Annotated in this window: 14 protein-coding genes; 7 read left to right on the plus strand and 7 right to left on the minus strand. The window is 41.4% G+C overall.

Annotation, left to right across the window (positions count from 1 at the left end):
- Positions 1 to 70: 70 nt before the first annotated feature.
- Positions 71 to 1675, minus strand: a complete 1605-nt coding sequence (locus tag V7K53_RS22325; RefSeq protein WP_335199734.1) for a 2-isopropylmalate synthase — start codon at positions 1673 to 1675, stop codon at positions 71 to 73.
- Positions 1676 to 1777: 102 nt separating this feature from the next.
- Positions 1778 to 2299 (minus strand): LabA-like NYN domain-containing protein, encoded by a 522-nt coding sequence (locus V7K53_RS22330; protein ID WP_041565194.1) that lies wholly within the window; start codon positions 2297 to 2299, stop codon positions 1778 to 1780.
- Positions 2300 to 3037: 738 nt separating this feature from the next.
- On the opposite strand from V7K53_RS22330, the gene V7K53_RS22335 reads away from it, so the two are divergent.
- Entirely contained in the window at positions 3038 to 5392 is a 2355-nt protein-coding gene (locus V7K53_RS22335) for a CHASE2 domain-containing serine/threonine-protein kinase (RefSeq protein ID WP_335199736.1), read from the plus strand.
- Positions 5393 to 5690: 298 nt separating this feature from the next.
- On the opposite strand, the gene gorA is transcribed toward V7K53_RS22335, so the two are convergent.
- Both gorA and V7K53_RS22345 read right to left on the minus strand, forming a co-directional pair.
- On the minus strand, positions 5691 to 7037 hold the full coding sequence (gene gorA / locus V7K53_RS22340; protein WP_335199737.1) for a glutathione-disulfide reductase: 1347 nt from the start codon (positions 7035 to 7037) through the stop codon (positions 5691 to 5693).
- Between the two features lie 332 nt (positions 7038 to 7369).
- Positions 7370 to 9670 (minus strand): tetratricopeptide repeat protein, encoded by a 2301-nt coding sequence (locus V7K53_RS22345; RefSeq protein WP_335199738.1) that lies wholly within the window; start codon positions 9668 to 9670, stop codon positions 7370 to 7372.
- Between the two features lie 274 nt (positions 9671 to 9944).
- Between V7K53_RS22345 and V7K53_RS22350 the strand changes: the two genes are divergently transcribed.
- From V7K53_RS22350 to V7K53_RS22365, 4 genes are all read left to right on the plus strand, one after another.
- Complete coding sequence (locus V7K53_RS22350) at positions 9945 to 10796, plus strand: peptidoglycan-binding domain-containing protein (protein ID WP_335199739.1); 852 nt, start codon at positions 9945 to 9947, stop codon at positions 10794 to 10796.
- A 457-nt stretch (positions 10797 to 11253) separates the two neighbouring features.
- Positions 11254 to 11784 carry a pentapeptide repeat-containing protein gene (locus tag V7K53_RS22355; protein WP_335199740.1) on the plus strand — a complete coding sequence of 177 codons (531 nt, stop codon included), beginning with the start codon at positions 11254 to 11256 and terminating at the stop codon, positions 11782 to 11784.
- Between the two features lie 672 nt (positions 11785 to 12456).
- A complete protein-coding gene (locus V7K53_RS22360; protein WP_335199741.1) occupies positions 12457 to 14034 on the plus strand; it encodes a DUF1565 domain-containing protein in 1578 nt (525 codons plus the stop codon).
- 131 nt (positions 14035 to 14165) lie between these two features.
- Positions 14166 to 14942, plus strand: a complete 777-nt coding sequence (locus V7K53_RS22365) for a hypothetical protein (protein ID WP_335199743.1) — start codon at positions 14166 to 14168, stop codon at positions 14940 to 14942.
- Positions 14943 to 14974: 32 nt separating this feature from the next.
- Here the strand turns inward: V7K53_RS22365 and V7K53_RS22370 are convergent, their stop codons facing one another.
- A complete protein-coding gene (locus V7K53_RS22370) occupies positions 14975 to 17044 on the minus strand; it encodes a tetratricopeptide repeat protein (RefSeq protein WP_335199745.1) in 2070 nt (689 codons plus the stop codon).
- A gap of 485 nt (positions 17045 to 17529) precedes the next feature.
- Between V7K53_RS22370 and V7K53_RS22375 the strand changes: the two genes are divergently transcribed.
- Entirely contained in the window at positions 17530 to 17790 is a 261-nt protein-coding gene (locus tag V7K53_RS22375; RefSeq protein ID WP_194043036.1) for a hypothetical protein, read from the plus strand.
- Between the two features lie 9 nt (positions 17791 to 17799).
- On the opposite strand, the gene V7K53_RS22380 is transcribed toward V7K53_RS22375, so the two are convergent.
- Together V7K53_RS22380 and V7K53_RS22385 are read right to left on the minus strand one after the other, a co-directional pair.
- The gene (locus V7K53_RS22380; RefSeq protein WP_335199747.1) at positions 17800 to 22278 is read right to left on the minus strand and encodes an NACHT domain-containing protein; all 4479 of its coding nucleotides are present in this window, start codon (positions 22276 to 22278) and stop codon (positions 17800 to 17802) included.
- 374 nt (positions 22279 to 22652) lie between these two features.
- The gene (locus V7K53_RS22385; protein ID WP_335199749.1) at positions 22653 to 24992 is read right to left on the minus strand and encodes a PhoX family protein; all 2340 of its coding nucleotides are present in this window, start codon (positions 24990 to 24992) and stop codon (positions 22653 to 22655) included.
- Between the two features lie 265 nt (positions 24993 to 25257).
- Between V7K53_RS22385 and V7K53_RS22390 the strand changes: the two genes are divergently transcribed.
- The gene (locus V7K53_RS22390) at positions 25258 to 26211 is read left to right on the plus strand and encodes a glycosyltransferase family 2 protein (RefSeq protein WP_335199750.1); all 954 of its coding nucleotides are present in this window, start codon (positions 25258 to 25260) and stop codon (positions 26209 to 26211) included.
- The last annotated feature ends 181 nt before the right edge of the window (positions 26212 to 26392 follow it).

Here is a 26392-nt window from a genome sequence, read left to right on the forward strand (position 1 = left end):
ACTCCTCCCCAAAGTTGGAGAGGAGTTTGTTAGCATCAGCTAAAAACTGGCAGTTTCACAGATTCCGATCTCAGACTTTCTGTGCAGTTACTTCCTCTGGCTTTTCTTGAGTTTGCAAAGATGCATACAACCTATTCAACGCATTTACATAAGCTTGTGCGGATGCCACGATGATATCTGTGTTCGCTGCATGACCAGAAAAGACTTTAGATTCATAACGTAAACGAATCGTCACTTCGCCAAGGGCATCAATACCGCCTGTTACTGACTGCACAGAAAACTCAATCAACTGGTTGGGTACATTCACCACACGGTTGATGGCTTTGTAAACTGCATCCACTGGCCCAGTACCGATCGCAGCATCGGTTAATTCTTCACCTTCTGGGGTACGCAGGGTAACTGTAGCAGTAGGGCGGGCGTTGCTACCGCAGGAAACTTGCACCAACTCTACCCGGAACAAATCGGGTGCTTGTTGGATTTCATCATTAACGATCGCTTCCAAGTCCCAATCAGAAATATCTTTCTTTTTATCTGCTACTTCTTTGAATCTAACGAAGGCTTTATTTAATTCAGTATCCGACAGTTCAAAGCCCAATTCTTTCAACCGAGTACGGAAAGCATTTCTCCCTGAATGTTTGCCCAAAACTATTTGATTGTCTGTTAAGCCAATCAATTGGGCATCCATAATTTCGTAAGTGAGTTTGTTTTTTAACACACCATCTTGGTGAATTCCAGACTCATGGGCAAAGGCATTCGCCCCCACAATCGCTTTATTTGGTTGTACCAACATTCCCGTTAAATTAGAAACTAAGCGTGAGGTTTTATAAATTTGTCGGGTGTCGATATTTGTCAGCGATTCTTGAGAACCTTCTGGTCTGCCGAGATAAGGGTTAAAATATTGCCGCCGCACGTGCAACGCCATTACTAATTCTTCTAGTGATGCATTGCCGGCACGTTCGCCAATGCCATTGATGGTACATTCTAGTTGCCGTGCGCCGTTTTTTACGGCTTCTAAGAAGTTAGCAACTGCCAAGCCTAAATCATTGTGACCGTGAACGGAAATAATCGCTTGGTCGATGTTGGGGACATTTTCGATAATGCCCTTAATCATTGCTCCAAATTCGCTAGGAGTTGTGTAACCAACAGTATCGGGGATGTTAACTGTTGTTGCACCAGCTGCGATCGTTCGCTCTAACACTTGGTACAGAAATTCTGGATCGGTACGAGCCGCATCCATCGGCGAAAATTCGACATCTGTCATGAAGGATTTAGCATAAGCTACCATTTCTTCGGCGATCGCTAGCACTTCTGCCCGTGACTTTCGCAATTGATACTCTAAATGAATATCAGAAGTCGAAATAAATGTGTGAATTCTGGCATTAACTGCTGGTTTTAATGCTTCCGCAGCCGCTTCAATATCTGCTTTAATCGCTCTTGCCAAACTACAAATTACCGGGCCATTTTCTGTCCCGACAATTTGAGCAATTTTCTTGACTGCTTCAAAATCTCCAGGACTAGCAAAGGCAAAGCCTGCTTCAATTACATCTACACCTAGACGCGCTAATTGCTTGGCAATAACTAGCTTTTCGTCTATATTCAAAGTCGCTCCCGGACACTGCTCTCCATCTCGCAATGTTGTATCAAAAATGATGATTCGATCTGTTTTGTTTGTCATTTGCCGTTTGGTGTTTGGTGTTTAGTGTTTACTTTTGGCTTAATATATCTTCAACCCTAGTTTTTCTTTTACTCTTATTTTTGTAAATAATTGTTAAAGCTACTAACCTTCAGTTTTTTCTATTTGATCTCTGATATCATTTAAATCTATATATCTATCAGTAGCATTGCGTAGTTCTCTAGCAATCATTCCTTCAGTTGATACTACCGTAATATGTGTATTTTTTGAGCGTAATAGTTCGATTGCTCTTTCAAAATCTCCATCACCACTGAATAATACTACTCGGTCATACTGGTCTACTGTATTAAACATATCTACAACAATTTCAATATCTAAATTCGCTTTTTGCGAGTAACGACCGGACGTATCATCATAATATTCTTTCAGAATTTTAGTTCGTACTGTATATCCTAGACTAATTAAAGCGTCTCTGAAACCTCGCTGGTCTTGTGGATCTTTTAAGCCAGTGTACCAGAAGGCATTAATTAAAGTTGTTTCTGATTGCTCATGTTTGAAGTATTCTAAGACTCGTCGCGGGTCAAAAAACCAGCCATTTTTTTGTTGAGCATAGAACATATTGTTTCCATCTACAAAAATAGACAGACGATTCATTGGAGAACCCATACAAATTTACACCTAATAATATATATGAATTTAGATGGAACAATAGATTATAGCAATTTTCAAATGCCTTGTTTGCTAATATCTATAACGTAGTTCTTTATCTATAGCTTTTATCCTACCTCTTTCAAGACATAAAAACGCCTGCAATATTGAAGTTGAGATCCTGGGTGTTAACCTGATTCACCTCCAGCACTGCAAGAGCCACTCGGCATCAAAATCTACCCATAAAATTGACCCAGTAACAGCATTCATCGCTGCATAACACTAAAGTTTACTCCTAAAGAGGTATAACATAGGCTTAAGGTAAGATATAAATGAATGCCTATCTTTCGGTAAAACTGTCAGTATCAGAACACGCTTTCTGGAGATTACCAACATTGCACCAGAGACAGAAGACAGCCTTGGGACTGCTTCTGGTATAGCACCCAGTTAGTAACGTAGTTGTTGGTTAGGTAAGGGTAAAATCTTGCCACAACCAAATTCACAGGTAGAGTATATCCGGCTCCGATCTATGAGACAATCACTACTTGTAACTCATTCAACAGAAAAAGAATAAATTAAGTAGTGGTTGAGTAAGAATTTATTAGGGGCTGGCTCTGCCAATAAAAATTTGTTGATGAATAGAAGATACTTTACAAATGTATAAGATTATCATTTAAGTCTTATTTCAATGTGCTTACACTAAAATGCGGTCTGAATAAATAAAAGTGTTGGACTAAAATCAATCAGTAACACGATATGGCAGAAGAACCTACATCTACCTTAACTAAAAACTATGTCTCTACTGCCAATAGACTGTCAAGTAAACCAACAAAAGTGACTTCAACAGCATCTGCTCGCCACTCCCGGTGGATGGTTCGCTTAGGTCATCTACTGGCAGGTACTTGGGCAATTGGGGGCGCACTATTGAGCGCTTCTGGTGGAGAATTGGTTCAATTGATGGAAAATCAGGTGCTTTCTGGCTTTTTTCAACTGCGCGGGCCGATTATGCCTCCAGAAAACATTGTAATTTTAGCAATAGACGATCAGTCAATATCGGTTCCCGAACAGTACTATAAAACCGATCCGAAACAGTATGCCTACTTAGAAACACTGAAATCTTATCCTTTTAAACGGGCCGCATACTCTCAGGTAATAACAAAATTAATCGAAGCAGGTGCCCGCGCTGTAGCATTAGATGTAGTTTTTGATACAGCAAGCAGTTATGGAGTGGCAGACGATCGCCAATTTCAGGCAGTATTGCAAAAATATGGCAATAAAGTTGCCTTAGCAGCCATCTACGAAAATTCCCAGACGCACCAAGGGTCTTTTACGCAACTAACAGACCCACAACAAATGTTTCGTACAGGGTCAGTATCCATTGGCTCAGTTAATTTTCCTTTAGAAATAGATGGAAAAGTTCATCGATTAGCGAGTGAGTATCCCAAGTTATTAGGTGAAGATAATTTATTTACCAAAAAGCGACTCTCTTTTGATGAAGCCGCGCTGAAGGCAGCACAAGTAAATTATCCCCGACCAAAGGGCGATCGCATTTATTTTTGGGGGCCTGCGGGTACGTTTGAGCAAAAACCTTTTTGGCACGTACTCGACCCACAAAACTGGAACACCTATTTACAGCAGGGAAAGGTGTTCAAAGACAAGATCGTGCTAATTGGTGCAACAGATAAGTTACATAATGATTATTATCCAGTTGCTGGTAATAATAGCACTGAACCGATGTCGGGCGTGGAAATTCACGCCAATGCGATCGCAACTTTGATGTCAGGCAAAGCGATCGCCCCAGGAATTAAGAGTCTACCATTGCAGGGTTTGTTTGTGCTCATGCTAGTGGGCAGTGCAGCCTTGATGATTAGCAGACGCAAGCGTAGTATCCATAGATTTTTCTATAGCCTCGCCCTGTCTGGCGCTTGGGGAGGAATTAGCTATGGGTTATTTGTCTATGGCCAGTTAATTTTTCCCACTAGCGTACCAACGATCGCGATCGCCATGACCGGAGTTTGCTATTTGGCAACCTCAGTCATCAGAGAAAGCATCAGAAAACGCCAATTAGTAGACATTTTTCAGAAGTATAAAACTTCACCTGTTGTTCAAGAGATTATCAGCCAACAAGATGACTTTCAACACCTAATTCAGCAACGAGATTTAGCCTTATCTGGGAAAGTTTTGGCGAGACGCTACAAAATTGTCAAAGTTCTCGGTTCCGGTGGATTTAGTGAAACCTACATTGCCGAAGATACCCAACGTCCTGGAAATCCGCGATGTGTTGTCAAACAATTAAAACCAGCCAACACCAAACCAGAAGGATTGCAACTTGCCAGACGTTTATTTCACTCAGAGGCACAAACATTAGAAAAATTGGGAAGGCACGCTCAAATTCCGCAACTTTTGGCGTATTTTGAAGAAGATGAAGAATTTTATTTAGTCCAAGAACAGATAATTGGTCATCCTTTAAATCAAGAACTTCCAGCAGGTAGAGCAATTGAAGAAATTGCCGCGATCAAAATTATCAAGGACTTATTGCAAACATTAACATTTGTCCATGACAACCACGTGATTCATCGAGATATTAAACCTAGTAATATCATCCGGCGACACTCAGACGGAAAACTGGTATTGATTGACTTTGGAGCCGTTAAGGAAGTCGGCATCAAACAGCTAGATCGTCAAGAGTCAACCCCTTTCACCATTGGTATTGGTACTCAGGGTTACGCACCAAGCGAACAATGTTTTGGGCGTCCACAGTACAGTAGTGATATCTATGCAGTTGGCATGGTTGGAATTAAAGCCTTAACTGGTGTAGCACCCCGCGAGCTAGATAGAAATGCTGATGGGGAGATCAAATGGAGCGATCGCATTCAGGTAAGCCAATCCCTAGCTAAGATTCTCAGTAAAATGGTGCTGGATGACTTCAAAGAGCGATATCAGTCTGCATCAGAAGCTCTTAAGGATCTCGAAGCTCTTAAGGATCTTGACAATTTGGTAAATTCCCAACACAGACACTATATCCCAGAAGATGACTTATTAATGAATACTTTAGACGATTTAGGCATTCCCACAAAATCTTACTCAGAAGGACAAGAGACTTCCAAATAAAAAAATCTCCAATCGCTGTGGAAGCTGTTCTTAAGTAGGCAAAGCAAAATCTGATAGTTGTATTGGATACAAAAAGTTGAATAATTTATACTAATTTGAAAAAATAATGCGACAAATAGACCATTTGTAGAGACGCGATTCATCGCATCTTTACCCAAGGATGCGTTGCTATCATTAATTGAACTAGTATTAATTTTTGGACTTATCAAAGTATAATCAGGCACGAAAATAGGCAGATGAGAAGAAGGATTTCCCCCTTCTCTGCTTTTGGCTTTTTCACTCAGTCCTGCACATGATTTTAATTTAACGACAGAAATTCTTCTCCTGTTGTGGGGTGAATGCCTATAGTTTGATCGAAATCTTGCTTGGTAATGCCTTTGCGAATTGCCACGCCGAGGCTTTGAATGATATCTGCAGCATGTTCTCCTACCATGTGAGCGCCTAAAACTTGTCCAGAATCAGCATTAAGCACTAACTTCATAATGTTTGGCTCATTTTGTTCGATCATCTGATACAACAGTGGCTGGAATTGAGTACAGTAGCATTCTACAGATTCACCAAATTTTTTCCGTGCTTTCGCTTCCGTCATCCCTACACTAGCCGCTTCTGGACGGCAAAAAACAGCAGTGGGCACATAATCATAATTCAGTTTTTGCGCCTTGTTCCCAAAAACTGTATCGGCAAAGGCAATACCTTCTGCCTTCGCCACTGGAGTCAATTGCACGCGGCTGGTGCAGTCACCCACAGCAAAAATATTTTCTTGACTGGTGCGGCTGTATTCATCTACTTTGATTGCACCATGTTCGCCAAGTTCAACATGGGCATTTTCCAAACCTATATTCTTGGTATTTGGAGCATAACCTGTGGCAACTAAGATGGTATCTGCTGTAATTATTTCTTGGCTCTCACCAGTAATAGTTAACAACAAACCCTCGTCTGAGTATTTGATTTCTTGAACAGTGCTGTTGGTGAAAAACTTAATTCCGCGTTTAATTAACCCCTGTTGTACAGCAGAGCAAATGTCATTATCAAACCCCGATAAAATCATCTCGTCTTTTTCAATCACCGTCACCTCACAACCGAAAGCGTGCATCATACTGCAAAATTCCACACCAATGTAGCCACCGCCAATAATTGCTAAACGTTTCGGCAGATAGGGTAACTGGAACATCTCGCGGGATGTGATGGCGTATTCTATACCGGGGATATTGGGCTTAAGGGGTTGCCCTCCCACAGCAATTAAAATTTTGTCTGCTGTAACTTTGCGTCCATCAATATTGATAGTATGGGCATCGATGAAACTGGCATATTGGGAAATTAATTCAATTCCAGCTTTTTGCAATTGCTGAAAATAGGATTGGTTAACTTTGTCAATATGCTGATGTACTGACTTAATAAATAATGTCCAGTCAAAGTATGTTTGACAGTCACTCCACCCATAACTTTGTGCGATTTGATTTTTGAGGGCGAAGTCAGCAGCGTAGACAATCAGCTTTTTTGGAACGCAGCCGCGATTTACACAGGTGCCACCAACGGCTTCTTGTTCGGCAATGGCGACACGTACACCATAACTAGCTGCTTTTTTAGCTGCTGCCAATCCTCCAGGCCCAGCACCAATGACAAACAAATCGTAATCAAATGTCATAAAAATCTGTTCCTCTTTCACTTTTTGGAATGCAGAGCTATTTCATCCCTTATAGTTATTCGAACAAAACCTCATCTACTGTCTTTGGGTGGACAATTTGGGATGAAACCAGGCTAATATTTAGCAGATTGCTGCATTAATAGTCTTAGATCGAAAAGAATAGCGATCGCCCAATGATTACTAAGTTATATTACACTTTATTGACAAATAAAGCATCTTGTTAAATACAAAAAAATTAGAAGTGCGATCGCTGACGGCGAGATATAGCCCATAGCCTAATTTGGGCAGCAGCCATACTAGAAAACAACTGGAAATGCGATATTTGCAGATAATTATGGGCAATCTAGTAAAGTTTGCATCTCCTCTGCATCCCTTGTCATTCCCAAACGCTCAAAACTATTAATAGCCTGAGTGGATAATTGGCAAGCTTTTTGGACACTTCCCCACTTTTTCTCCCAGCGCGCAAGAGAACGTTGATAACGAGCTAGACGCCGTTTATTGTTGCTGCTTTTGGCAACAGTTAAGCCTTGAATTAATAGCTTTTGAGCTTCATCGCGATCGCCTTGTTCGATGGCAATATCAGCAAGCCAATTTTGAGCAGAATTAATCACCCGATGCCAATTAATTTTTTCTGCACTTTTCATCACATCTTGAAATAGTTTCTTGGTTAAAAGATATTCCCCTTCTGAATACAAGATTTCAGCCCGATGGTAAAGAACGGGAATAAAATAGCGGATGTGCTGTCGCTCGTCTAGATTCGCATTGATCGCTAATTTTTCTTCTACCATTAGCCAGTGACGCGCATCTGGATAATTATTCTGTCTGATTCGCAGTCTAGCCATACTTTCGGCTAAGTCAGCTTGAACGCATGAATCTGCACGGTCGCGTAAAACCCATGCCCGCTGCAATATTTCGTCTGCTTGTGTAAGACTCTGGGGCGAACACTCCCGAATTAGCAGCCAGGTTTTGCGGATCATGAATTTTACTAAAGATGACCATTCACCACGTCGTTCTGATTGTTCTATCAGCCATTGCAACCAATCGAGGCGATCGCCCCAATAAGCATAGAGATTGGCGTAGTGGTTCAAGAGCAACCACAAATCCCTAATTTCTGCATAATGGTCTTGGTTTTTACACCAATAAAGTACTGCCCGTAAATTTCCTTCCTCTTCCTTTAACCTGTTGTAATGTATCCATTTTTCCCAATCTTCTCCGCCGTAACTGTAAGCAAAATCTAGATACCATCTCACCCAACGCATCCGTGCTTCCCTCTCAAAATCTGGGTAAGCGGCTAATTGTGCTAAGGCATACTCACGAGTTAGAGAGAGCATCTCGTATCGCTTAGTCTCTGGGTTCAGATTCACTAACGAGAGTTGCTGCAAACGTACCAAGCCATTATTGACAGAATCAGGATCGGATGTCAGTCCAGCAACTTCAGCCACAGCAGCTTGGATAGGAGCGTCAGGAAAAATCGCCAGTGACATGAGTAACTTATGTGATGGCTCTCCCTTCATACCTTGCACTGATTTCTCAAAGCAAAAACGAGCCACATCGCCTGTAGCGGAGGCTAATAACTGCTCCAATACGAAGTTCAAAGAGTAGCCACTAGAAACTTGACCGAGTGCGTAGACAATAGCGAGAGGGATTCCTCCAGTGCGATCGTAGAGCAAGCTAGAGTCTGCATCTTGGATAGTTATACCTTTCTCTTCAGCTTGTTGCTGAATCAACTGCAAACCATCATTCAGGGGCAAGTTTCGCAGACTGATTGGCAGCAGGGCAATTCGTTCGCGGGTAGTAATTACTACTTTGACGCAAATGGGTAAATTGTATAGAAATTCTATAACCTCATCCCTGTCCTCTATAGTCTCCATATTGTCCACAATTAGAAGCGTTCGCTGTTTAGAAAGACATTGGCGTACACGCTCAAATTGATCGTTGGGAGGAGATTGAATAATAGTAGAGTCGTTTAAGGCATTGGCAATCACCCGAAAAATCTCGCGCAGGTTACGCTGTCCTTGCTGCCGTTGCAAAATCATATCGGGAATCAGTTCCTGTTGTTTGGCTGAAGTGAAAATAATTGCATCAAATTTAGGTGCATCAGAACTGTTTTCGTTACTAGCTTCTAAGCACAGATAAGCAGCTGCTAACACCAGCGCCGTTTTCCCTACGCCACCAATGCCATGTACTGTAATCATGTGAGCGCCATGCTTTGGCGAAAGGCGTTCCAGTAGCTTTTTCATATCTGCCTCGCGCCCAATAAATTCTGTGTATGTTGGTGATGGCAGATTGTGGGGGACAGCAACACCTTTGCGATATCCATGTCTTTCTAGAATGCAAATAAGGTTGCTTGACCTCACGCTGTTGTCTGGTTCTCCTGTCAAAGTTTCAATATCTCGATAGATATTGCTCAATACCACTCTCACACCAGCTTGATCTCTGTACAAGTCCTGACTTATCTTTGTCAAGCTATACCCACACAGCAACCCAAGTAACAGGTCTTTCTTAGCATTTTGTCTGTATCGCTTTTGAATTCTAGACTCCAAGTCAGTCAATAAACGATCTATATCCCAGTCTTGTAAAACCTTTTGATACCAGGTTTTAGACAGATTCCCACCCTCCGACTCATCTGACATAAATATCGCCCTATTAGTCTTTGATTAAATGTTGTATTACGAACATTTTAGTTGTATTACGAACATTTTAACGGACAAAATTTTCAGATATTGTATCAATCTATTTGACTTACAAAACATTAACATGTTGTTAACTTTGCAACTGGCTATTAATAGTAAATATTCGTATATTAGTATCTAAATTGATTTTTTTCTTTAGTAGGTAGGGAGTTACTCCAGATAATGCCTGCTTCTAATTTATAAAACTTCTCCAAACTGTTTACTCAACAAAACTATGAAAGATACAACATTCAGGTTGTTAAGTATCTTATTTAGACTAAAACAATCTCGGCGTTATTTCCCAGAAGAAAAACAAGTCTGTGTATTCAATAAACGTCCCATACTGTACCGAGATTTTTCACCAAACTCTGCACAGGAATCGATCAATGAACTGCAAGAGCGACTGCAAGCTCAGGGTTTTCTCTCAAATACTACTGGTAAATTTGACATAGAAACAGAAGAGGCTGTAATAAATTTTCAGAAAGCCAATAATCTTCAGGTGGATGGAATCGTTGGGCCACTGAGTTGGGCTTGCCTTTTCTACCCAAGGCTTTATCGTAATCAAAAAAGTATGTCTCCAAAATCACAGGATGCTGTTAAGGATCTGCAAACTATTCTCAATGAAGAAGGATTTTTCAAAAAAGAACCCGACGGGTATTTTAGTCGTGAAACTGAAAGAGGCGTTAAACGCTTTCAAAGAACTTATGGGCTAAAAGATGATGGTATCGTTGGGGCTGCAACTTGGGCTGTACTTTTGGGAATGCGACAAAAAATAGACAACAACAGCTTTCTCCAGTTAGTTTATTTTCTACCACCCAAATCCTGGTTTTTATGGGAGCAGTTTTTAATGATCTCTTTCATTATGTTGGGTATTTATTCTAGCCCCATAGGAAGAGATGCTCCTGAATGGTATATAGCCTTAGCAACTGCTTATGCACTCACCTGTATAGTGCCTTTTCTCTTGGATTGCTTACCCTTGAAGCCATCGAAGCAGCCAAGCTTACCGCTTTTGCAATATGCTCCCTATGTGTTAACTGGTATCTTTTGGAAACCAATTATCAATTTCATGGGGGGATTATTTAATTAACCATTCGGTAGTTGAATAATTGATGAGCGATCAAATTTTTGTGTTGTGTTTGTAAAAAAGTGCGATCGCCTACGCTCGGACGGAAGCGATCGCACTTTTAAGCCAAAGCATATAAATAACAGCCTAATCTTCAGTTACAATCTCATCTCAGACTAAAATTTCTCACAAATGATTTAGGACTGCTATAGACGAACACACAATTGAGTATAGCGATCGCTTTGCACTAATGCTGAAATTTTTCAGGTGGGCAACATCCCTCCTAAGTATGAAATTAGCTCATAACTCTAGGTAGTAGCGCCAGTAGTTAAGAATAGCTAATATAAATTGAAGTGATTATTCAAAATTTACTTTGGTTTAATTCACCACAATGATTCTCAGTTGCGCGTGCTGTGAATTTACTGCCTGTGTGGGTAAGCTGGATAGCCTCAATTAAACGTTCCTTAGCACAGCGACAGATATGAAAGCAGATCAACTCCTGAAAAACTATGCCGCAGGTGTCAGAGACTTTACTGGTATTAACTTGAGCGAGGCCAACTTAAGGGAAGCCAATCTCAGTGGCGTAATTTTAGATCGAGCAATTTTAGATGGAGCTAATCTGAGTCACGCTAATTTAGCTCACGCTAGTTTGATTGAAGCAGACTTAAATGGAGCAGATTTGAGCAATGCGGATCTCAGTAGTAGCAACTTAAGCGGAGCAATTTTGGATGGAGCAATTTTGGATGGAGCAGCTTTGGATGGAGCTAATTTGAGTCACGCTGATTTGACGGTTGCTAAATTGATTGAAACTAGCTTGAGTGAGGCGGATTTGCAGGAAGCAAACTTGATAGCGGCGAATCTAGATGGAGCAGATTTAAGTGGTGCAGACTTAACTGTAGCCGACTTATCCCAGGCAAATCTCACTCAGGCAGATTTGAACCAAACAAATTTGAGCGGAGCCAATTTGGATGGAGCCAATATAGAAGGAACTATTTTGGATGAGCATGTTTAATCTCATTTTCTTACAGAGCAAGGGTTCTGGGTTGCTGACTCAATACATTAACCAAAATAGTACCTCGGAACACTGAGATTAAAACTCGAAACTTGGGCTTCATTCTATGTTTGTTTGATTACTTAATTAAACCCGAAGAACTTCACACGTCAGATGCTCTACTTGGGAAGACTCCAGACGCTCGCAGACTCGCTAACGCTCTTGGAGTCTCCTCTTCTCCCAAAAGAAGAGGCTAGCGCCAAGGGAGAAGACCGCGCTGGTTCGCTTAATCTCCTCTCCACAGACGCGACAGCTTACACAGAAGTTTTTTAGAGTTGCAATGGCATTGTTTCGACTAACAATGCCATTGTTCCGGCTGACAATGCGATTGTTTCGGCTAACGGACTTCCAGTTAAACAAATATTCTATTGTAGGGGCGCAAGGCATTGCGCCCCTAAAAATATACAAATAATTTGGGATAATTTATTTTTTGCAATTCCCTAACAATACCATTGAGATGAGAACTTGGAATGTTGCACAAGAGTCTATAACTTTTGTGTACATACGATCTGCTTGTCAGAAAAAGTCAGGTGGATATATTTTCTATACACAAGGATATTACTGTGAAAAAGTTTGCTACAAGTAGTGTTATTTACGATTGTCATAATTAAAACAATTGACTCTCAACTATCAATGGTGAACTCTACCCTCGTTGTCACACTCTATGTCAACCCTATGACAGGGAATGATACCAATACTGGTTCACGGTTGAGTCCTTTTAAAAGCCTCACCCGTGCTTTAAAAGTAACCAAAATCCTGACGATAATTCATCTGGAGTCGGGGACTTACAACGCCGCTAATGGTGAGGTGTTTCCACTAATCGTCCCTAGAGGAGCGACAGTGGTGGGTAATGAAGCTAACAAAGGTGCAGGGATTGTAATTTGTGGGAGTGGCGAATTTCAAAGTCCCAGTTTTGGTATACAAAATATTACGCTGCTCTTAGTAGATAATGCCAGTCTTTTAGGTGTAACTGTCACTAATCCCTCAGCTAAAGGTACTGGTATCTGGATTGAATCGGCTGCACCTACTTTAAGTAACAATACTCTGAGCAACTGTGGGCGGGAAGGTGTGTTTACCACTGGTACTGCCAAACCCGCAATTTTGGATAATGTATTTGTGCAAAATACTGCTAGTGGGTTAATAATGGCAGGTCATAGCCAGGGAGAGGTACGGCGGAATGTATTTCAAAGAAACCCTTTAGGCATAGCAATTAGTGACTTTGCCGCTCCAAAGATCGCCAATAATAAATTATCAGAAAATCGCACAGCGATCGCACTTTCTCGCAATGCCCAACCTGTGCTACGTCAAAATCTCATTGCTAAAAATACTCAAGGTGGTTTATTAGTCAATGGCAATGCAGTCCCCGATTTAGGTAATACCGAAGATCCAGGTGATAATATTTTTCGCGATCATAGTGAATTTGATTTATATAATGCCACTACACAAAAGCTAGTTCTCGTAGGTAATCAATTAAATCCGTCTCTAGTCAAGGGTTTGGTAGAATTACTCCCAACTAATCGAGTAACGATTAACACCAGTCCCTCTGATACCTCGACAGAATTCCCACTTCAAAAACCCCCCTTGTCCCCTTTTCCCCTTGTCCCCTTGTCTCCCCCTCCCCTTCCCGCCTCTCCCGAACTAAACGGACATTGGGCAGAACCATTTATTCAGGCATTAGCGAGGATGGATTTAACTTATGCGTTTGCCAATGGTAGCTACCAGCCAGATAAACCCATGACTCGCGCCCAGTATGCAGCTTTGGTGGCGATCGCTTTTAACCCATTTCCTAAAATCCCGACACCTGATTTTACGGATGTACCCAAGGATTTTTGGGCTTATAGCGCTATCCAAATCGCGGCTAGCGGTGGTTTTGTTGGCGGATTTAGCGATCGCACTTTCCGCCCCGATCGAGGTGTACAACGGCTACAGGTGATTGTCTCCTTAGTAAACGGACTGGGACTACCAGCTGTCGATCGCGATGTTTTAGAAATATATAGCGATCGTCATACCATTCCCGACTACGCCCAAACAGCCGTTGCCACTGCTACACAACGGGAAATCGTTGTCAACTATCCAGATCCGAAAGTGCTTGCACCTTTACGTTTGGCAACACGTGCCGAAGTTGCAGCGATGGTTTATCAGGCATTAGTCGCCATTGGGCGAACATCTGCGATTAAATCAGTCTATGTGGGGTTGCATTCTAGAAGTTGACAAGTAGAATAAGGAACACTGCCTATTGGCTTGACAACTCTTGGAAAAATAAACCATGTAGTTAAAAGCACGCTAGGCTAATATGCGATGGGTGACAAATCTTAGACCTATTGCCTAAAGCTAATAGCCCCATGTTAACAACACTTCCAGACACCTCTGCCAACTTGGCGATCGCCTTATTAATTAACTATAGTTTCGATCTCAGTGGGTATAGTGCCAATGAGCTAGTTGAGCGTTGGCAAACGCAATATCCCCTTAATTGGCTACACCTGGCAGTGATTGAGGCACTATATCAAGGTCGTTATAAAGCCGTTTCCGTGCAGCAAATTTTAGTATTTTGGCAGCGCCGGGATCAGGCTACATATCATTTCAACATGGAATTTGAACGGATGATTTGTAGCAAATTTCCCCAAAGCTTAACCTCATCGGCTGCGCCAGCTCTACCACCAGCCAAGAGAAAACCCACTCTAGAGCAAGTGACGAGTCCTCAATTACCACCAGCTAAGATTCGCAATGGCTATCAACACAGCAATACAGCGACTCTCCAACTGAAAAGTTATGAACCAAAGACATCTTTGAGTGAAGAAGAAGCAAAGCAGAAAGATAGAGACAATAAAACTGTCTTGAAGTCTCCGCTTTCTGGGAAATTTACCTCTTCGGCAACCCTTGAGCGATTATCTGCTGTCAGCCAGAGGCAAACTTCACAAGAAAGCCCAGCGCCTGCGCCATCACAAAACCATCATCAACGACAGCCAAAACTGCTCCCACCTGCTCCTATTCATGCCCCAATCGGGCAATTTACCCCCGAAACAAGCGATTGCTCTGATTCTTTCACATCTAAACTCAAAGCCATGTCTGGGGAGCAGGGGAGCAGCACTTCGGCTACGCTCAGTGACCGGGGAGAATAATTAATGACAGACGACAAATGACAAACAACTTTTTATTCTGCAACTAACAGCTTAAAGCGCTCATCGTCGGCAATATCATCAAAATCGAGGTCAGTTGCTGCGTCTTCTTTATACCTGGGATTGAGTTCAATCGCTTGTTGTAAAGTTAACAGGGATCGGTCAACTTGTCTTTGTAGTGCGTAACAGGCTGCTTTGTTGTAATAGGCACTGGCATAATCTGGCTTAATTTCTAAGGCTTTGTTAAAACTAGCGATCGCTTCATCATCGCGTCCCAATCTTACCAATGTATAACCATGTTTATCCCAGATTTTGGGAGAATTAGGTTGGAATTCCAGCGCTTTCTCAAAGGAGACGATTGCCTCTTCATATTGCTCTAATGCTACTAGGGAAAGACCGCGATTTAACCAGGCAACGGCATCGTCAGGTTTGATTTGTGTAGCTCGATCAAAGGAGGCAAAGGCTTGCTGATGTTGTTGTAAGTTTCCAAAAGCAACGCCGCGATCGCACCAAGCTTGATGATAATCTGGCTGAATCGCAATCGCTTTATCATAAGATGCGATCGCATCTTGGTAGCGTTTTAATCTTCCCAGAGTTAGACCAAGTTTTAACCAACTCAGAGGTTCATCAGGTTGGATTTTCACTGCTTGGTTGTAAGCTGCGATCGCATCTTCATAGCGCCTTTGAGAAAACAGATCGTCTCCCTGTTTTACATACTCATCAGCAGTGAATTCCGGTTGTTGTGGCTGTTCCTGTATTTCTTGTTCAAATTCAGAATTTACCACATCTAGAATCGATTCTGGCGTAATTTCAGTTAGTTCTTGAAGAATCAGATCCTTTCTTTCTTGGGCATCCAATTGTAACTCCGAAAGTTGAGAAACAAACTCAGTTTCTAATCTTTCTAACTTCTCTAAAATGAGAATTTTTTGTTGTTGAGCATTCCATTGTAATTCCGAGAATTGCGAACTAAACTCAGAACCAGATTTTTCTAAATTCTCAATGATTAGCTCTTTGGATTTTTGAGCATCTAACTGTAATTCAGACAATTGAAATTTAAATTCTGACTGTAATATTTCTAAACTTGCAATAATTTTATTTTTTTGTTCTTGAGCATCTATCTGTAGTTCAGATAATTGAGATTTAAGTTCCTGCTCAAATATAGTTAAACTGTCAACGGCAATCTCTTTTTGCTTTTGAGCATCAACCTGTAATTCAGATAACTTTTCTACAAATTCTGACTGGAACTTTGCTAAACTCTCAAAAATTATATCTTTTTCTTGTTGAGCATCAGACTGCCATCTAGAAAATTGAGATATGAACTCAGACTTTGATATTTCTAAATCAGCAACGCCTACTTCTTGCTGTTGTTGCACACCTAACTTTAACTTAGACAGTTCTTCTGCGATCGCAGATGCCAATTTTCCTAAATTCTCCAGTGCTATATCTTTTTGTTGTTGAGCATCAAACTCTAACTTAGATAACCCCGAAGCAAATTTTGACTCTAAACTTTTTATATTTTCTTGAGATTTTGTGAGTTCCGCTTCTAATCTACTTAATACCTGCGCTTTAGCTAAATCTAGATCGGATATTAGAATAGATACATTTTCTTGTTCATTTTTAATTTTTTGTTGTAAAGTAGTCCTTTCCTGTTCTAATTCATAATTTATTTTTTTTGCATCTTGAATAACATTTTCAGCTTCTTGTTTAACTGTGGTTAGCTGATTTTGTAATTTTTCCATTCCCTGGACTTGTTGCATTGCCCTATCAACAATTTCCCGAATTATCACCCGTCGCAACAGCCATAACAAAGCAATGACTGCGACTGGAAAGAGACTTAGTATAACTAGCCAAACATCAAGTAAAATAGTTGTGCGACTAAAAGTGCTCTTAAAATCAGATTGGACTTGCTGTTGAATTCGTTTTTCTGCTCGTAGTCGTGCTAACTCTTCCCGTTCTGAATTCGATAACACCGGAGTCGGAGTTAGTGCTGGGTTGGGTGATGGTGCAGATTGTCCACTGGCAATTCCAACGGATAACAATAAGGGTAAAAATACAATCGTGCTTTTTACAATTAAAGCGAAAACAGCTTGATTTTTGCTCTGCATAACAACCATCTGAGTCTGTTGGTCAGTTTTTGAAGCGGCTTGCCTCTCTCCAATCTATAACAGAATTAAGTGGTTAAATGTTGTAGAGGCAGTGTAAAATTCTGAGCAATGCTTAATTACTTCGTTTCCTCTTCCTTACTGTACGTACAACGTTAGTTAGAGAGTGTAGTCAACTTTATGACACTTTTTGGTAAAGTACGCACTGTAATATTAGTACGCTGTGACTACTGCTAAAGATGTTGAAAGTCAAGCAGTAAAAAGAATAATTTATCAATCAGTAGAAGACTAAATGCGAAAGCATCGAGGCTTTGTTAGACCATCCACCGAACAGGGTTCAGACTTTGTTTTTACAGATAACAGGGCGTTGAAACTAGAAGTTCTACCTGTATGGGAAGTGTCATGTGTGGTTACTTCGCATTAACATTAGATTATCTACGGTAAGTAGATTACTTGTTCTCAAATTAACTTAACAAAGGCGGTAGAAAATGGGTCGCATAAATCCTTACACACTGCAATTGCAGATTACCCGAATGTTTGAGCAAGGGCAATCATTTTTTGCCACAACCAAGGTACAAGAATGGTTGAAAGAACGTAAACATAATCCAGAAGATTATGACATTATTTTCCATAAAAAACCTGCACCTCCTGGTTCCAAAGAAGTGATGGTTGTGGAAATTGAATTACGCCGCAAAGATGGACAACCTGTAGATCCGTGGTTGCAGGAACAAGCAAATCTTCATGCCTGATTTTTGCAACTATAGCAGTCCTAAATTATTTGTGTCTACTGCACCTAATGCTTTGAGCGAGGCAATTTCTGCTTCGGTTAGCCCTGTAACACCTGTGATGTTCATGTGATCGTAGGGTCTTTCATATTCTAAAGTTTTCATGTGTTCTGCTTTAATGTGCCAAAGTTGAACCTTGCAATCAATAGAGCCACCAGCAAGTATTGCTCCATCTGGACTGAAAGTCACTGAAGTTATACTCTTGGTATGCCCCTCCAATATGTTGCAGCATCTGCCACTTTTGACATCCCATAACCTGACTGTGTAGTCTTCACTACCACTAGCAATGTTCGTCCCATCTGGACTGAAGGCAACTGAATTTACACTCTTGGTATGCCCTTCCAAGATATTGCAGCATTTACCACTCTTGACATCCCATAACCGTATAGTTGTATCGAAACTACTACTAGCAATGGTCGCCCCATCTGGACTGAAGGCAATTGAATATACTCTATTAGTGTGCCCCTCCAAGATATTGCGGCATTTACCACTCTTGATATCCCACAACCGTAAAGTTTTATCGTGACTACCACTAGCAAGGGTCGCCCCATCTGGACTGAAGGCAATTGAATATACCCAACTTGTGTGCCCTTGCAAAGTGTTGCGGTATTTGCTACTGTTGACATCCCACAATCGCACCGTGTGATCTTCACTACCACTTGCAATAGTCGCCCCATCTGGACTGAAAGCTACGCAATACACCGCATTTGTATGTTCCTGCAAAGTGTATAAGCAATTGCCACTGTTGACATCCCACAATCGCACCGTACGATCAGCACTACCACTTGCAAGTATTGCCCTATTTGGGCTGAAAACGACCGAAGTTACACTATCAATATGTCCCTGCAAAGGTTTGCGGTATTCTTTGCCACTATTGACATCCCACAACCGCACTATGTGGTCTTGGCTACCACTAGCAAGGGTCGCCCCATCTGAACTAAAAGCGACTGAAGTCACCCTATTAATATACCCCCACAAAGTGTTGCGGCATTCACCAGTGTTGATATCCCACAACCGTACCGTGTGGTCAGCACTACCACTAATAACGCTCGCCCCATCTGGACTAAAAGCTATGGAACGCACCCAACTGGTATGCCCCTGCAAAGGTTCGCGGCATTCTTTGCCACTATTGACATCCCACAACCGCATCGTGTGGTCTTGGCTACCGCTAGCAAGGGTCGCCCCATCTGGACTGAAAGCGACTGAAGTTACCCAATTAGTGTGTCCCTCCAATATGCGGTATTTACCAGTGTTGATATCCCATAACCGTATTGTGTAGTCAGCACTACCACTAGCAAGGGTCGCCCCATCTGGGCTGAAAGCCACGGAATGCACCCAACTGGTGTGTCCCTGCATAGGTTCGCGGTATTCTTTGCCACTGTTGACATCCCATAACAGTATTGTGCGGTCTTCGCTACCACTTGCAAGTATCACTCCATCTGGACTAAAAGCTATGGAACGCACCCAACTGGTGTGTCCCCGCAAAGGTTCGTGGCATTCACCAGTGTTGACATCCCACAATCGTATTGTTTGGTCATCACTACCACTAGCAAGCATCGCCCCGTTTGGGTTAAAAGCGACTGAAGTTACCAAACTGATGTGACCCTCGAAAGTGTTGCGGCATTCACCAGTGTTGATATCCCACAACCGTACCGTGTGGTCAGCACTACCACTAGCAAGGGTTGCTCCATCTGGACTAAAGGCTATGGAACGTATCCAATTAGTATGACCTTTATAAGTCAAAATTTCTCTGCCACTAGCAGTTTCCCACAAGCTAACCACACCATTGCTACCACCTGTTGCAAATAGTTTCCCATCAGGGCTAAAAGCCACTGCCCAAACAGCACCCAATATTTTAGCAAAAACTGAATTAGCCAAATTCGCCTGTGTAAAATTGACACCACATAGGCTGGCTTTAGTGAAATCAGCACCTAGAACTACGGTACGTGAAAGGTCTCTGCTTTTCAGCCCAACCTTATCAAGTTTCACCACCAGTGTTGCTGCATTGCCACCAACATAACCGACTTCCTCCTCACTTTTTCCCCGTGTAGATTCAATCAGTTCAATAATCGTCTCCTTTGTCTCGATATCAATCATCGACAACAGCAAATCCGTCATAACTTTTGTCAAAGGTACTTTACCAAAAGTATCTCGCAATTTCTCCAATGGCTCCCTTCTAAATCCCCTTAAAGGTGGTATTTCAAAATAATTTTCAGTCTCATCTAATTGACGCAAAAAATAACTAGACCATGTATAATTTTCAGGGATTTTGCTCTCATTCAAACAAGATTGCTTTTGTGCTAATTCTGTAAAATCCGATGCTAAAACTCCCAGCTCGGCCGCAAATTTATATGCGACAAAAAACTCTAATAGTGATCTATGTGAGGGAGTATAATCACCATCCACATTACGAATCAGCATTGTCTGCCCCATCATGTCATGATGCCAGTAGTCTAAATTCTGTTCCTGAGCAACGGAACTAAATAAACGCCTAATTCTCTCAGGGAAAAGCCGATAATTTAAGCTCATTTGGTTGGTAAAAAGCATTTCCCAAGACAGTTCACATAAAAAATAGAGTTTATCTGCTAGAGAAGTAAAAGTACGCTCCGCCTTAATATCTTGTTCCATCTTCCGTCGTACTGCATACAGGTAAACTCGTGACATATCCACAGGTTTATCTGCTTCAATCTCTGGTAATGCCTCCAAAATTAACTCAGTCATCACTGGACGACGGGCTAAGTCTAATAATTTTGGGTTACGCATTATCCGTTTGACTACAGTAGTTTCTGCAAAGTACGACAAAATCTGCTGTATTTGGTCATTATTGAATTTCTCTAATTCCAAGACTTCAAACTGGGGTTGGTCAGCTGTCAAATTTGCTGTTGATGCTTGTAACTCTGCATTTAACAAAGCCTTTACTTCCTTTGCTTCCGGAAAATATTCCGTGCGACAAGTGAGAATTACTTTAGCACCAGGAACTACTACCTTCGCCAACTCCCAGAAGTTGTTAATCATCTCCTGTTGGTCAACTCTAGCTGCCATTTCGTCAAAACCATCGAAAATTAGCAGCAGTTTACCCATAAGGTTGAGTTGGACAAAAGCATCATAGTGCGGTATTGGAATTTTGTGTTGGCGAAAGAAAAACTCAGAAAACAGGGACTCGATACTCACTGCCTTGGCATAGTCCCGCAGAGGAATTACTAAAGGCAAGCGAGGGAGTTCAGTTCCCCGTTTTTGAGCATCCCGATAACGTTGCAATGTCACCCAAGCGTAGTGCAAGGCAAACCAAGTCTTACCAGTCCCAAATTCACCTAGTATAGAAATATGCTCTTTGGCTGGGTCATCAAGCCAACGGTCAATATACCCATCAATCCAACCTTCTTGCTCATCGTAATGGCTAACTGCTATCTGGCGCTTGGTAACTGGGTCAATTTCTTCTTTGTTACAAGCAAGAGGCACATATTTGGTATCAATTTTTTTGCGTTTCACTTCAGCTTCTAGCCAATCGAGATATCCGCTGAAGTCGGCATCCTGAGCTAAAAGTTCATCAAAGGTGTAGCATCCCAAGTTATGATTTTCCTCTTTTTTAACCTCGTCACGCGCTGCCCGTGAAATGCGACGGGCTGTTACTAACCAGCCACCATCGGTGCGTTGTTGTTCTACTGACTGGCGTAAAGCCATAACATCGCTTATTCCTGCTTCTCCAGCAATCCCACGTATGAGAAAACGCTGATATCCGTTGCGCCAGATTTGGATATTTACAACCCACTCAAAGTAACCATCTTGCCAAACTTCATACTTTTCAAACCTATATCCCAACGTCTCAAACCAGCCACGCATTTGTTGGGCGAGGGATATGGCTTGACAATTATTTTCTGTAGCAGCATAAGCCTCTGGTAACGCAGGATAATTCTCCGTCGCTAACCGTGCTATTTCTGTACGGATTCCTTCTAAATTTGTCAGTCTGGTAAGTTGTTCTTGAATGCCAGCAATTCGCTTGTGTAAAGAACCAAGTTGATGACTCATCAAAACATCCGCAGGTGTGCGGCTGCGTTTGACAACCTCAATAAAAACAGTGGCGAATTCAGCTACTTCTCGCCGAACATCAAGCCCTAAATTGCGGATTTCATGATCTATTGCATAAGTATCAAGAAAAGCATCAACTTCAGACAAGAGAATTGAAGGGTTATTGTGGTCGAATGCTTTACGGAAGGAATGTTTTATTTCTTTTCGCCGGAAAATTTCAAGCCAAGTCTTCGGTTTAGCAGTACCGTATTCTACCAAGGTGTAAGCATACACACCAGTAAAATCGCTGGGTGGATGCTCAGGGTCAAGCTTAAATCGCTGTAGTAGCTTAATTACAGTCTCATCGCGCTGAACTTTGTCCTTGATAAATGGACTAGCAATGCTGGCGATCGCTTGAATTATTTGATCTATAGGTGGTAATAGCACAGGGCTTTTGTATAAAAGTATGTATACAGCCTGTCAATTATAATCATTCTGATAGCCTGTGACAAAGAAAAAATACGGATTTATTCGTAGATTATCACAACTGTTTACTATTTAAATTACATTTTAAAAGTAAGTGTAAACACTGAATAATTGCACAATACACACTCTTGACAATAGAAGCCAATAGCTAAAGGATGAAATCAACAATGAAACAATGTCTGATTATTAGTTAGGATGTTGGGTTTTATATTTCGACCCTACCTACAAATTTTTTTGCATCAATTTGGTCTTGCCACACTAAAGTAATTTTATTTTTACTAACATATTCCACTAGTGGACTAGGATGCCAATTAAAAATGATCCAAGATATCAGGTTAAATAAACTTACTGCGAGAATTTTTCGGGCGGATACCAATTACAGACGGTCGGGGAACACCTGTAGCTTGCTCCTTACCACCATCAGTTTTTGAGATATTACTCGGCCAACTACTGCCACGAGGTAAACTCCGAGTTTGATTGAATGTACTACCATTCAAATCTAGTAATTCAATGCTGCGACTCAGCATTGTGCCATCGTTAATTGGACAATCTTCACCAGGATGTTGTACTGAAATAATCAGTGTATTTCCGACAAAAGTTGGCCCGGTCATCTCACAACGCACTGGCCCATGAGCAAATGGTATTACCTGTCCGGCATTTGCACCACTGGTAGGGATATAAAACAGCCAGTTATTACCGAATACTCCGGTAAAATCAGAAACATTACCACTAACTGTATGATCGATTTTGGTTTGCTTACCTTCAGCACCTACATTAAAACCGTTGTGAGTGTCGGTAGACATATCCGTAACACCCCAAACATTTCCCTGATTGTCAAAAACTAGATTGTCAACATTGGCAAAACCAGCACCATTAACTGAACCGGCTTCGCCACCTTGGGCAAATCTCTGCCATCGGAAGGTTAAACCTGTGGCATCGGCACTATCTTCAATAATTTTGTACAGTCCTCCTGATTGCTGAGTAGCCTTGGCATCTGTGCTTAACTTAGCAACTTGAAAAATCCGCGAATCAGGATAACCATCACTTCCCGGCGCACCATCAGTATAGGCAATAAATACTTCTTTAGTGGTTGGATGCACTTCTATATCTTCGGGACGCGCTGTAGGAGTTCCCCCGACTAAGTTGGCAGCTAAAAAGGCATCGCTTAGAATAGCACCTTGGCTAGTGTAGAAGTCAGAGAGTTTCTTATTTTGATAATCAGGTAGTGCTTTTGCTTCGTTAGTGCGATCGCATTTAAATGTACCACCATCTTTGGTTTCACTTGCAATACCATTGCGTCTTGGTAGTGGTAAAAGACCTTCTTTTTGTACTTTCTGCAATGCAGCAAATTCTACAGAAGATAGAACTGTCGGCGTAATTGGATTGGTAGCAGTAGTTAAAAGTAACGGTATCCATTTACCTGTACCGTCTGGATTGTAACGGGCAACATACAATGTACCGCTTTCCCATAAGCTACTGTTAGTTTTACTGGTGGGTGAAGAAATAGTGTTTGCGCTGACAAATTTCCAAGTATGTCCCCCACGTCTGTCATCACCCAAGTAAGCAACCAATTTCTTACCTTTTTCAACGCGCAGAGCAACATTTTCATGGCGAAAACGACCCAACGAAGTGTGTTTGCGGGGACGAAATTTCGGATTTTTGGGGTCAATTTCTACAATCCAGCCGTATTTTTCGCCAACTAATCCAAAAGCCTTGCCAATCGTTTTCTCTGTATACTCTGTCTGAGTACCATTAGCTTTGACTCCTTCTGTAAAGCTATTTTGGAAGTTCTCTTCCGCAGATAAAATCGTTCCCCAAGGAGTTTTACCGCCAGAACAGTTGAAAGCTGTACCAATAATTTTGTTGCCCAACTCATCAGAGGAGAGATTAAAAACTTGGCTTGCAGCTGGGCCAGTTCCGATTAAATAATTTTTGTCACCTTTTTGATGATTGCGACTTCCCCAAGCTGTGATAGTTTTGTAGTCATCATTGCGTTGGCTATTGATTCCTAACCCAGATAACCCATGAATGCGGCGATTTTTGGCATCTTTGACTACAGCAAAACGTTTATTTTTATTCTGGCAAGAGATACGAACGATTGAGCCGCCTTGATTATATAAAAATTCCCCTTCAACTTCAATATTTCTGCTGGAGGGTAAAGCCCAACCAATGACGTTTTCAAATGCGTCGGGCAGTCCTTTCAGATCGGATGAATCTTCTATGACTAAAGTAGAAAATGGAAAACTAATATATTCATGATTTACCCATAAATACCCGACATCATTAGTTTTCCCAAGGGGAATAAACCCAGTGAAATCGTTGTTGTAGCCGAAATAATCATCTTTGTTAGGAAATACGCGATCGCCCCAACTGACAATTACATAACGTTCGTACTCTGGTGGCACTATCACATCATCAATAACGTTATAGTTACCTAACTTAATATCCGCAGATACATTAACTACTTCTCCCTGACCAATTCCTGTTGGCAAGAAATTTTTCTGTTGTTGATAAATTGGTAGGGGATGTGGTAAGCGTACAGGTGTAAAGCTAATACTGGGCGTTTTTGCAACTGCATCACTAGCAAAACTATTTAGAGGTTTGTCTCCCAGAATAGCAGCACCAGCACTGCCAGCAAGAAATATTAAAAGTTCTCTCCGACTTAATTTAGACATTCAATTTTCCTCTGTGTGGCAGAAAAAATTAGTAGAAATAAACTCTAATTTCTGAAAATTTACTGTATTTGAAATACCTAATAAGTTTTTAAGAATAAAGGGATGTTTATTTTATTACTTACTCTATTTGACAATGATTAAGCTGAGGTTATAAGTTAATTAACTAAAAATTATCACCTCCTACTATTTCCTTAGCCAAATCAAGTAAGGAACAGTGTCAGCGCCCCATCTGTCCTATCCTGGAGATGGATAAATCAATAGTGTTGTGGGTGAGACTGTGTTTTTCAGCGTTGTGATACCGACTTATAATCGCCAACCGATTTTAGAAAAGTGCCTCCGCGCCTTGGAGTTGCAGGAGTTAAGTCAGCCAAGTTCGGTTACTAATTACGAGATTGTCTTGGTAGATGATGGTTCTACTGATGGCACATTGGAGTGGTTAGCAGCACACAAAGAAGAGTTTCCCCATGTGCGCTGGTTTCAGCAAGATCATGCTGGCCCAGCTGCGGCTCGAAATTTGGGGGTAGAACAGGCGCAGGGAGACACAATTATCTTTATTGATAGCGATTTAATAGTGCTGAAGAATTTCCTGCAAGCTCATGCTGACGCCCTAGTGGAGGGGAAAGAGAAATTGGGGAGCGATCGCTTTTTCACTTACGGTGCAGTTATTAATACTTGTAATTTCAACAATCCAACGGCTGAACCCTACAAAGTAACAGATTTTTCAGCCGCTTTTTTTGCTACGGGAAATGTCGCAATTCCCAAACATTGGTTAGATAAAGCGGGACTTTTTGATACTAGTTTTCAACTCTATGGCTGGGAAGATTTAGAATTAGGTGTGCGCCTGAAAAAACTAGGTTTAACACTAATTAAATGTCCAGAAGCAGTAGGATATCACTGGCATCCAGCATTTAACTTAGAACAAATTCCCCGATTAATTGACCAAGAAATTCAACGCGGACGTATGGGAGTTTTGTTTTATCAAAAGCATCCCACATGGGAAGTGCGAATGATGATTCAAATGACTTGGCTGCATCGCTTACTTTGGGGAATTTTGTCACTTAATGGTGCGTTAAATGAACGGACAATGGCTCCGTTATTGCAATGGCTAATTAATTTAGGTAGACCTCAATTAGCTTTAGAAATTGCCCGAATTTTCCTCAATTGGTATAACGTAAAGGGTGTCTATGAAGCCTATGAACAAATGCAGCAAGTATTGTGATTTAAACACCTTTGGTAAGTACCACCGTGTAATTCACCGTGTAAAGATGCAGGATGTCGGGTAATAGGGATTAAGCGACATAGGGTAAAAAGCTTCTGCTCTAAAGCATTTAGCGCCAGATTGACTTGCAAGCGATAGAGTCAGGTAATTTTCGGGAAACATATTAACAGACGACTCGTTA

The organism is Nostoc sp., from assembly GCF_036917355.1.
Taxonomy (GTDB): Bacteria; Cyanobacteriota; Cyanobacteriia; order Cyanobacteriales; family Nostocaceae; genus Nostoc.